Source organism: Pantoea sp. Pa-EAmG (genome assembly GCF_030024295.1).
GTDB classification, from domain to species: domain Bacteria; phylum Pseudomonadota; class Gammaproteobacteria; order Enterobacterales; family Enterobacteriaceae; genus Pantoea; species Pantoea dispersa.
Genome location: NZ_JASEWO010000028.1, coordinates 24,816 through 35,333, shown reverse-complemented (window position 1 = coordinate 35,333; position 10,518 = coordinate 24,816). Strand labels below are relative to the sequence as shown.

At 62.4% G+C, this 10,518-nt stretch carries 11 protein-coding genes; 10 read left to right on the top strand and 1 reads right to left on the bottom strand.

Features of this window, described 5'->3' with window-relative positions; translation table 11 throughout:
* Positions 1-314 precede the first annotated feature (314 nt).
* Positions 315-2,480 (bottom strand): EAL domain-containing protein, encoded by a 2,166-nt coding sequence (locus tag QMM04_RS06320; protein WP_282995840.1) that lies wholly within the window; start codon positions 2,478-2,480, stop codon positions 315-317.
* A 312-nt stretch (positions 2,481-2,792) separates the two neighbouring features.
* Between QMM04_RS06320 and phnF the strand changes: the two genes are divergently transcribed.
* From phnF to phnP, 10 genes are all read left to right on the top strand, one after another.
* Positions 2,793-3,509 (top strand): phosphonate metabolism transcriptional regulator PhnF, encoded by a 717-nt coding sequence (phnF, locus tag QMM04_RS06315; protein WP_088518068.1) that lies wholly within the window; start codon positions 2,793-2,795, stop codon positions 3,507-3,509.
* Positions 3,506-3,955, top strand: a complete 450-nt coding sequence (phnG, locus tag QMM04_RS06310; protein WP_159378474.1) for a phosphonate C-P lyase system protein PhnG — start codon at positions 3,506-3,508, stop codon at positions 3,953-3,955. The genes phnF and phnG overlap by 4 nt, the downstream gene beginning before the upstream one ends.
* Complete coding sequence (gene phnH / locus QMM04_RS06305) at positions 3,952-4,527, top strand: phosphonate C-P lyase system protein PhnH (RefSeq protein WP_058774784.1); 576 nt, start codon at positions 3,952-3,954, stop codon at positions 4,525-4,527. Before phnG ends, phnH begins: the two co-directional genes overlap by 4 nt.
* The gene (locus QMM04_RS06300) at positions 4,527-5,603 is read left to right on the top strand and encodes a carbon-phosphorus lyase complex subunit PhnI (RefSeq protein ID WP_282995839.1); all 1,077 of its coding nucleotides are present in this window, start codon (positions 4,527-4,529) and stop codon (positions 5,601-5,603) included. The genes phnH and QMM04_RS06300 overlap by 1 nt, the downstream gene beginning before the upstream one ends.
* Positions 5,596-6,444 carry an alpha-D-ribose 1-methylphosphonate 5-phosphate C-P-lyase PhnJ gene (locus tag QMM04_RS06295; RefSeq protein WP_021509799.1) on the top strand — a complete coding sequence of 283 codons (849 nt, stop codon included), beginning with the start codon at positions 5,596-5,598 and terminating at the stop codon, positions 6,442-6,444. Before QMM04_RS06300 ends, QMM04_RS06295 begins: the two co-directional genes overlap by 8 nt.
* Positions 6,434-7,195 carry a phosphonate C-P lyase system protein PhnK gene (gene phnK / locus QMM04_RS06290; RefSeq protein WP_021509800.1) on the top strand — a complete coding sequence of 254 codons (762 nt, stop codon included), beginning with the start codon at positions 6,434-6,436 and terminating at the stop codon, positions 7,193-7,195. Before QMM04_RS06295 ends, phnK begins: the two co-directional genes overlap by 11 nt.
* Before the next feature lie 167 nt (positions 7,196-7,362).
* A complete protein-coding gene (gene phnL / locus QMM04_RS06285; RefSeq protein ID WP_127834295.1) occupies positions 7,363-8,067 on the top strand; it encodes a phosphonate C-P lyase system protein PhnL in 705 nt (234 codons plus the stop codon).
* Entirely contained in the window at positions 8,064-9,200 is a 1,137-nt protein-coding gene (gene phnM / locus QMM04_RS06280; RefSeq protein ID WP_282995838.1) for an alpha-D-ribose 1-methylphosphonate 5-triphosphate diphosphatase, read from the top strand. The genes phnL and phnM overlap by 4 nt, the downstream gene beginning before the upstream one ends.
* Entirely contained in the window at positions 9,200-9,736 is a 537-nt protein-coding gene (gene phnN, locus QMM04_RS06275) for a ribose 1,5-bisphosphokinase (protein ID WP_104188816.1), read from the top strand. Before phnM ends, phnN begins: the two co-directional genes overlap by 1 nt.
* Positions 9,733-10,503, top strand: a complete 771-nt coding sequence (phnP, locus tag QMM04_RS06270; protein WP_058774781.1) for a phosphonate metabolism protein PhnP — start codon at positions 9,733-9,735, stop codon at positions 10,501-10,503. Before phnN ends, phnP begins: the two co-directional genes overlap by 4 nt.
* Positions 10,504-10,518 lie beyond the last annotated feature (15 nt).

Below are 10,518 nucleotides of genomic sequence, written 5' to 3'. Positions count from 1 at the left end.
TCCGTTCGATGCCGAAATATGTCTTGCCAGGTAACCGGCAAGACGGTATCTACAGGGTTGGGATTGTGTTTGGTCGCCGTAATTGGCAAAACCACAGGACGGTACAAGGTTTTGTAGGGTACGCATTTATGCGCACCAGGATAATTTTAGATGAGTGCGGGTTTTTACCAGGTCGCCATAAATGGCGCCCCTACAGGGTTGGGATTGTGTTTGTTTGCCGTAAATGGCAAACCCACAGGACGGTACAAGATTTTGTAGGGTGCGCATTTATGCGCACCAGGACAAAAACAAACAAATTGAACGCCGTACTCCCCTCACACCATCCGCTCAATCTCGCTCAACGGCACCGCGCGGCTGAACAAATATCCCTGCAGTTCATTACACCCGGCATCGGCCAGCGCGTTTTTCTGGCCCTCGGTTTCGACGCCTTCGGCGGTGACGGTCAGGCCCATGGCGTGGCCGAGGCGCACCACGGATTCGACAATCGCGGTGGAGTTCTCCGCCACGCCCAGCGACTGGGTAAACGACCGGTCGATTTTAATCTTGTCGACCGGAAACGTGCTGAGATAATTCAGGCTCGAATAACCGGTGCCGAAATCATCCAGCGCGATACGGAACCCGGCGTCGCGCAGCGCGATGATACTGTTGCGCGCTTCGTGTTCATCCTCAATCAACACGCCTTCGGTGATTTCCAGCTCCAGCCGCTGCGGATCGGCACCTTCCGACTGCACAATCTCAATTATGCGTTCGACAAACCCGCTGGCGCGGAACTGCACCGGCGAAACGTTCACCGCCACAATCACCTGCGGTAACTTCAGGGCGGTTTTGCAGGCCTCGCGCAGCACCCATTCGCCCAGCGGAATAATCATGCCGGTCTCTTCGGCGATGGCGATAAAGTCCGCAGGCGACACATCGCCGCGCTGCGGATGATGCCAGCGCAGCAGCGCTTCCAGTCCGACAATCTGCTGGCCGCTGATCTCCATCAGTGGCTGATACCACACCGCCAGACCGTCGTACGTGACCAGCGCCTGACGCAGATCCGCCGCTATCTGCTGCCGCGTACGCAGCGATTCATCCATCACCTTTTCAAACTGGCGATACTGACCGCGTCCGCCATTTTTCGCTTCGTATAGCGCAATGTCGGCTTTGCGCATCAGCTCCAGCCGGTCAATGCCATCGCGGGGTGCCAGCGCCAGGCCAATGCTGACGCCAACCCACAGTTCGTTGCCCACCAGCTGATACGGCTCGCCCAGCGCGGCGATGATGCGCTGCGCCAGCGCCTGCACCTGACCGATATTCTCTACCTCCGGCATCACGATGATAAATTCATCGCCGCCAATACGCCCGACGGTATCGCTGGCGCGCACCAGGTGGCTCAGGCGGCGCGCCACCTCGATAATCAGATCATCGCCGGCGTGATGGCCCCAGGTATCGTTAATGATTTTGAAGCGGTCCAGATCCAGCAGCAGCAACGCCACGCGCTGGTCGTGACGGGTCGCGGCGGCCAGCGCCTGAGTCAGCCGATCTTCAACCAGCGCCCGGTTCGGCAGCCCGGTCAGCACATCGTGAAACGCCAGATGCTGCGCCTGCGCCTCGCTGGCCCCGAGCTTCAGCAGTGACTGCGATAAATCGAGCGAGGAAGTCCAGATGCGCCGCACCATAAACAGACACAGCAGGGTGATCAGCAGCACCGAAATCAGCGTGGAAGGACCGAGGGTACGCAACATCTGCGCGCCCGGCTTGTCCGGATCCCAGCTGAGGTAGCCGACGATATCGCCCTGACGCGAGGTCAGCGGATAGCGTGCTTTGCGGTCGCTCTGCGGTACGCCATCGCTAAAGAAGAGCTGCCGCAGCTGGCTGCGTTCAGACAGGTTGCGCAGATAGCCATCATCAAGAAACTTAATACTCACCAGCCGGTAGCGCCCGGCCTCGCGCGTACTGCTGATGTCGCCCACCGCCAGCGCAGCCGCACGCTGACCGATGCGCACAAAATCCGCACGGTCGGCCGGGCCGGGCACCTCATCACTGCTTTGCACCAGTGGCGTCTGCAACAGATCGCGCAGGTACGGTCCGATGCGCAGATCCGCCACCGGCTGGCCGTTGCGCCACACGGCGGTCGGCTGATTGGTGCGGTCAAGCAGCACAATCAGCTGATGATCAAACATATCGTACAGCCAGCTACCGACGTTTTGATTCAGCCAGTCGCTGTCCGGCTGCGGCTGCGCCAGTTGATCGGCAAGCGGGGACCAGCGCGTCAGGCTGCGCAGCTGGCGCAGATGTTCACTCAGGCTCTGATTGAACGAGGCGGCGATCATCCGCTGCTGCTGCTCGCGCGCCTCATGGTTGGTGGCCGAGGTGCTCCAGAACAGGCCGAAACCGGCACCGAGAAAAGTCAGCAGCAAAATCGCCACCAGCGGCAGAATCACTTCGCGCAAAAAATTGCGGCGAAAACCGTGCGAAAGTTTGAAGGTGTTTATCATTTTAAGGTTTCGCGCTCCGGGCAGGGCTTACTGATTAAATTAGCAGAATTTACGCAGCCTGCATCTGGTAAGGGAAGCGTTAAAGGCGTGAAACTGCACGCAGTTTTTTTGCGCATAGTCACAAAGGTAACAGTTAAGTGGATTTTATTGAATTGGCAGCCGTCTGGCTGCCATCCTGCTGCCTTAAAGCAAATTCATCCGCACGTCACTGAGCCGTCACGGCACTGTCATCTGTCTCCCGCACTGTAGTCGCCATTCCGCAGCCTCTTCCGCTGCGCCCCTCAACCTGAAACGAATGAGGTATTGAGCGTGATGGAGATATCCAGACATCCGACCACTGTCTATCAGGCGGTTGCCGCCCAGCTGGAGCAGGCGCTGCAGGAGCGCTATCGCTGCGGCGATTATCTGCCGTCTGAACAGCAGCTGGCCGATCACTACGCCGTCAATCGCCACACGCTGCGCCGGGCCGTGGATGAGCTGGTGAACAAAGGCCTGCTGCAGCGGCGCCATGGCGTCGGCATCCTGGTGCTGATGCGCCCGTACGACTACCCGCTGCATGCCCAGGCACGCTTTAGCCAGAACCTGCTGGAGCAGGGCAGTCATCCCACCAGCGAACGGCTGCTGGCGGTACTGCGTCCAGCCAGCAGTGACGTGGCCGCCGCGCTGGGCAGTGACGAGGGTGCCAGCGTCATTCACTTACGCACTCTGCGCCGCGTCAACGGCGTGCCGGTGTGCGTGATCAATCACTATCTGGCCGACCTGCGCTGGTGGCCGGCGCTGCAGACGTTCCAGCACGGTTCCCTGCACGACTTCATGCAGCAGCAGCTCGGCCTGCAGCTGAGTCGCCGTCAGACCCGCATCAGTACACGCCGCGCACAGGCCAAAGAGTGCAAACAGCTGGAGATTACGCTGCACGCGCCGCTGCTGTGCGTGCGCACCCTGAATACACAGCCGGACGGTCAGGTGGCGGAGTACTCCGTCAGCCTGACGCGTGGCGACATGATTGAACTCACCCTGGAGCACCAATGAAACAGCAAACCGCCCGTCAGCACTGGCTTTCGGTGCTGGCGCACAGTGAAGCCAGCGCGCTGGCCAGCCACTGGCTGTCGCTACAGCTTACACCCGCCTTCGAGCGCCTGCGCCCGGCGGAAACCGGTTTAACCCGTCTGCAGGCGCGCATGGGCGGCAGCGGGAAACGCTTCGTCATGGGCGATGCCACCGTCACCCGCGCGGTGATCAGACTGCACGACGGCACGCTGGGTTTTAGCTATGTGCTGGGGCGCGATAAGGCGCATGCCGAACGCTGCGCGCTGATTGATGCGCTGCTGCAACAGCCGGAAACCCAGGCGCTGCTGCAGGAAAAAATTATTGCCCCGCTGGCGGCACTGCGTGAAGAGCAGCGCCAGCTGCGCGCGCGGGAGATCGCCAGCTCCAAAGTGGATTTCTTTACGCTGGTTCGCGGAGATAACGAATGACATTACTGGCAAGTTTTAACCATCCGGTTGCCGACGCCCAGCGCGCCTTCCGCCGCATTCTCAAAGCGATGAGCGAGCCGGGCGTGATGGTCTCGCTGCCGCTGGCGCAGGGTTGGGGCGATCTCTCCCCGGCAGCAACGGCGGTGCTGCTGACGCTGGTCGATCAGGAGAGCGCGCTGTGGCTGGATCGCCGCGTGGACAGCGATATCCTGCGCAGCAACCTGCGCTTTCACACCGGCGTACCGATTGTCGATGAGCGCGATGCCCCGTTTGCGCTGACCCACGCGGCGGCCAATCCCGATCCCGCCTGCTTCGCCGCCGGTGACAATCTGTCCCCTGAGAAGAGCACCACGCTGATTGTCGAAGTGCCGTCGCTCAACGGCGGGCTGACGCTGCGCCTCTCCGGGCCCGGCCTGCGTGAGCCGCGCGCCATCGCGCCGCAACTGCCGGCCGCCATTCTGACCTATCTGCGTGAGCGCCCGCATCCGTTCCCGCAGGGGGTGGATCTGATTTTCACCTGCGGTGAAGCGATGATGGCGCTGCCACGCACTACCGATGTGGAGGTGTGCTGATGTATGTAGCCGTGAAAGGGGGCGAAAAGGCGATTGCCAGCGCCCATCAGCTGCAGGCCGATCTGCGCCGTGGCGATCGCAGCGTGCCGGAGCTGGGCTGCGATCAGGTGGCGCAACAGCTGGGGCTGGCGGTGGACCGGGTGATGACCGAAGGCGGCATCTTTGACACACAGCTGGCGGCCTTAGCCATCAAACAGGCCAGTGGTGATTTGGTCGAGGCGATCTTCCTGCTGCGCGCCTACCGCACCACGCTGCCGCGCCTCGCGGACAGCCTGGCGCTGGAAACCGCGGAAATGCGCATCGAGCGCCGCATCTCGGCGGTTTACAAAGATCTGCCTGGTGGCCAGGTGCTGGGCCCGACCTATGACTACAGCCACCGCCTGCTGGATTTTACCCTGCTGGCCAACGGCGAAACGCCGGCCGCCGCGCGTGACGATCAGGCGCTGGCGCAGCGTTGCCCGCATGTGTTCAGCATGATGACGCGTGAAGGGCTGGCAGCGCGTGAAGAGGATGACGGCAGCGAGCCGTGCGACATCACGCGCCAGCCGCCCGGTTATCCGGCGTCACGCGCTGCCCGCTTACAGCAGCTGGTGCGCGGCGACGAGGGGTTTCTGCTGGCGCTTGGCTATTCGACCCAGCGCGGCTATGGCCGCAACCATCCGTTTGCCGGTGAAATCCGCACCGGCTATCTCAGCGTGTCGATCTGCCCCGAAGAACTGGGTTTTGAGATTGAAATTGGCGAGATCCTGCTGACCGAATGCGAAATGGTCAACGGCTTCACCACCCAGGGCGACAGCGCCCCGCACTTTACCCGCGGCTATGGTCTGGTGTTCGGACGCGCAGAACGCAAGGCGATGGCGATGGCGCTGGTGGACCGTGCGCTGCAGGCACCCGATTATCAGGAGCGCATTGCCGGGCCGGCGCAGGACGAAGAGTTCGTGCTGTCGCACGCCGATAACGTCGAAGCCGCCGGCTTTGTCTCGCACCTGAAACTGCCGCACTACGTGGATTTCCAGGCGGAGCTGGAGCTGCTGCAGCGGCTGCGCCAACAGCATCAGGAGCAGAATGATGAGTGAGTTAACCGGCTACAACAACGGCTACCTGGATGAGCAGACCAAACGCACCATCCGCCGCGCCATTCTGAAAGCGGTCGCGATCCCTGGTTATCAGGTGCCGTTTGCCGGCCGCGAAATGCCGATGCCGTATGGCTGGGGCACCGGCGGCATTCAGATCACCGCCAGCATTATTGGCGACAGCGACGTGCTGAAAGTGATCGATCAGGGCGCGGATGACACCACCAACGCGGTCTCTATCCGGCGCTTCTTCCAGCGCGTCAGCGGGGCGGCAACCACCGAAGCCACCAAAGACGCCACGCTGATCCAGACGCGGCACCGCATTCCGGAGACGCCGCTTGAAGAGGATCAGGTGCTGATTTTTCAGGTGCCGATCCCGGAGCCGCTGCGCTTTATTGAGCCGCGTGAGACGGAAACCCGCACCATGCACGCGCTGGAGGAGTACGGCATCATGCAGGTCAAGCTGTATGAAGATATTGCCCGCTACGGCCATATCGCCACCACCTATGCCTATCCGGTGAAGGTTAACGATCGCTACGTGATGGATCCGTCGCCGATTCCCAAATTCGACAACCCGAAGATGCACATGATGCCGGCACTGCAGCTGTTTGGTGCCGGACGTGAAAAACGCATTTATGCGCTGCCGCCCTACACCAAAGTGGAAAGTCTGGATTTCGACGATCACCCGTTCAGCGTGCAGAGCTGGGAACAACCCTGTGCGCTGTGCGGTTCGCGCCACAGCTATCTCGACGAAGTGGTGATGGATGATGCCGGTACGCGCATGTTTGTCTGCTCCGATACCGATTTTTGCCACCAGCAGCAGGAACAACAGCATGCACAGTGAACAGCCGCTGCTCGCGGTCAATAACCTGACGCACCTCTACGCGCCGGGCAAAGGTTTTGAAGACGTCAGTTTTGCGCTCTATCCCGGCGAGGTGCTGGGGATTGTCGGTGAATCCGGCTCGGGGAAAACCACGCTGCTGCGCAGCCTGTCGGCGCGTCTGGCGCCACAGCAGGGCAACATTCTCTACCGCGGCCGCGATCTGTATCAGCTCAGCGAGAGCGAGCGCCGGCGGTTACTGCGCACCGAGTGGGGCGTGGTGCATCAGCATCCGCTGGATGGCCTGCGTCCGCAGGTGACGGCGGGCGGCAATATTGGTGAGCGTCTGATGGCGATTGGACAGCGTCATTACGGCGACATCCGCAACGAGGCGCTGCGCTGGCTGCAGGACGTCGAAATTCCGGCCAACCGCATCGACGATCTGCCCACCACCTTTTCCGGCGGCATGCAGCAGCGTTTGCAGATTGCGCGCAACCTGGTGACGCAGCCGACGCTGGTGTTTATGGATGAGCCGACCGGCGGGCTGGATGTCTCGGTGCAGGCGCGCCTGCTGGATCTGCTGCGCACGCTGGTACGCGAACTGAATCTGGCGGTGATTATCGTCACCCACGATCTGGGCGTCGCGCGTCTGCTGGCGCACCGCCTGCTGGTAATGAAGCAGGGCAAAGTGGTGGAGAGCGGGCTCACCGACCGGGTACTTGACGATCCGCACCATCCGTACACCCAGCTGCTGGTTTCATCGGTGCTGGCATAGAACACGCTGGCGGTGCGCATTAATGCGCACTACTCACGAGGTGTGCACCAATCGTAGCGGCGCAATTTATTGCGCTCAGTTGAACAGCGAGCGTTGCTGCTAAATGCGCGATAAATCGCGCCGCTACGGTTACGTGCGGCTGGACGAATCATTATCAGGACATCAACATGCAACCCATTTTGCGCGTAGAGAATCTCAGCAAAACCTTTGTGCTGCACAACCAGAACAGCGCCGAGCTGCCGGTGCTGCAGCACGCCAGCCTTGAGGTGGCAGCCAGCGAATGCGTGGTGCTGCACGGGCGTTCCGGCAGCGGTAAATCCACGCTGCTGCGTGCGCTGTACGGTAACTATCAGGCCAACAGCGGTCACATCTGGCTGCAGCATCACGGCCAGTGGGTCGATCTGGCACAGGCACCGGCGCGTCAGATGCTGGCGATCCGCCGTGACACCGTCGGCTGGGTCAGCCAGTTTCTGCGCGTGATTCCGCGCGTACCGACACTGGAGATCGTCATGCAGCCGCTGCTGGAGCGCGGCGTCGAACGCGCCCGCTGTGAACAGCGCGCCCGCGAACTGCTGACGCGTCTTAACGTGCCGCAGCGCCTGTGGTCGCTGGCCCCCTCGACCTTCTCAGGCGGGGAACAGCAGCGCGTTAACATCGCACGCGGCTTTATCGCTGACTATCCGGTGCTGCTGCTGGATGAACCCACGGCGTCACTCGACAGCGCTAACAGCGCGGCGGTGGTGGAGCTGATTGAACAGGCGCGCGCCCGCGGCGCCGCTATCGTAGGTATTTTCCATGACGAAGCGGTGCGCGCCCGGGTGGCCGACCGCCTGCACGTCATGCAGCCGCTGCACACAGGAGAACAGGCATGATCGTGAATAATGTCCGGCTGGTGCTGGAAAATGAGGTCGTCAGCGGATCGCTGGAGATGCGCGGTGGCCGGATCGCCAGCTTCAGCGACAGCGGCAGTCAGCAGCCGGGCGCGCTGGACGGCGGGAACGCGTTTTTGCTGCCGGGGCTGGTTGAGCTGCACACCGACAACCTCGATAAATTCTTTACGCCACGGCCCAAAGTCGACTGGCCGGCGCACTCGGCGATGAGCAGCCACGATGCACTGATGGTCGCCAGCGGCATCACCACGGTGCTGGATGCCATCGGCGTCGGTGACGTGCGCGACGGCGGGCACCGCCTCGAAAACCTGAGCAAAATGATTACGGCGATTCAGGACAGCAACCGCAAAGGGATCAACCGCGCCGACCACCAGCTGCACCTGCGCTGTGAGCTGCCGCACCACACCACGCTGCCGCTGTTTGAAGCGCTGATGAGCACGCCGGAGCTGTCGCTGGTGTCGCTGATGGATCATTCGCCGGGCCAGCGCCAGTATGCGTCACTGGAGATGTACCGCACTTACTATCAGGGCAAATATCAGCTCAACGACGAGCAGATGGATCAGTTTGAGCGCGAACAGCTGGCGCTGGCTACCGAATTCTCCACGCCGAACCGCAATGCCATCGCTGGCCTGTGTCAGGCGCGCGGTATTCCGGTTGCCAGCCACGATGATGCCACGGCGGCGCACGTGGCTGAGTCGCACGCGGTGGGTAGCGCAATTGCTGAGTTTCCCACCACGCTGGAAGCGGCCCGCGCCTCGCGTGAGTGCGGCATGCAGGTACTGATGGGTGCGCCCAACATCGTGCGCGGCGGATCGCACTCTGGCAATGTCGCGGCGTGGCAACTGGCCAGCCACGGCCTGCTGGATATTCTCTCGTCGGATTACTATCCGGCCAGCCTGCTGGATGCGGTGTTCCGCCTGGTGGCCGACGAGCGTAATGCGCTGACGCTACCGCAGGCGGCGGCGCTGGTCACACGCAACCCTGCGCAGGCGATTGGGCTGCACGATCGCGGCACAATTGCCGAAGGGCTGCGCGCCGATCTGGTGCTGGCACACACCGATCACGGTCATGTGCACATTCGCCACGTCTGGTCACAGGGCAGGCTGGTGTTCTGATGGCGCGCCTCATCTGGCTGACCGGGCCCTCGGGCTCGGGTAAAGACAGCCTGCTGAATGCGCTGCGCGAGGCGCCGCCGGACAAGCTGGTGATCGCCCATCGCTATATCACGCGGCCGGCCGATGCCGGTGGTGAAAACCACGTGGCGCTGAGCGAAGCCGAATTCCGCCGGCGGGAAGCGCTCGGCCTGTTCGCCATCAGCTGGCGCGCACACGGCCTGAGCTACGCGCTCGGCGAGGAGATTGACCACTGGCTGGCGCGCGGTCTTAATGTGCTGGTCAACGGTTCACGTCTGCATCTGCCAGTCGTGCGCCAGCACTACGGCGAGCAGCTGCTGCCGCTGGTGCTGCAGGTCTCGCCAGCCGTACTGGCGGCACGGCTGCGCCAGCGCGGGCGCGAAAGTGAAGCCGACATTCAGCGACGGCTGGCGCGCGCAGCAGAACCGCTGCCCGCCCACTGCCACGCGCTCAACAACGACGGCGCGCTGATCGACACGCTCCATCAGCTGCGTCAGTTACTGGAGCATCCGCCATGAATCTGACCTTTCTCGGTACGGGCGGCGTGCAGGCCGCGCCGCTGTTCGGCTGCGACTGTCGCGCCTGTGAACGCGCCCGGCAGCAGCCACGCTATGCGCGTCACGCCACCAGCGCGCTGATCGACACCGGTCGCGAGCGCATCCTGCTCGATGCCGGTCTGCCCGATCTGCATCAGCGCTTCCAGCCCGGTGAGCTGAGTCGCATTCTGCTGACGCATTTCCACATGGATCACGTGGCCGGCCTGTTCAGCCTGCGCTGGGGCCGCGGCGCGCCGATTCCGGTGTGGGCGCCGCCGGATGAAAAGGGCTGCGACGATCTGTTTAAGCATCCCGGCCTGCTGGCGTTTCGCCCGGCGCTGACGCCTTTTGTCGCGCACAGCTTCGGCAGCCTGCAGGTGACGGCGCTGCCACTGCAGCATTCGCGGCTGACTTACGGCTACCTGTTCGACTGGCATGGCACGCGGCTGGCGTGGCTGTGCGACACCTGTGGTTTGCCACCGGACACCGCCGATTTCCTGCAGGGCCAGCCGCTCGATCAGCTGGTGATCGACTGCAACGATGCGCCGCGCGCCGCGGTGGGTAATCACAACGACGTTACCCGCGCACTGGACATCGTGGCCCGGCTGGCTCCGCGCCAGGCATGGCTGGTGCACCTGTCACATGAGATGGATAACTGGTTGCTGGACAATGGGTTACCGGAAAACGTCAGCGTACCGTTCGACGGCCAGCAGATTGCTGTCGGTTTGCGCGACGCTGTCACCGTTTAATCATGGTTCTGTCAT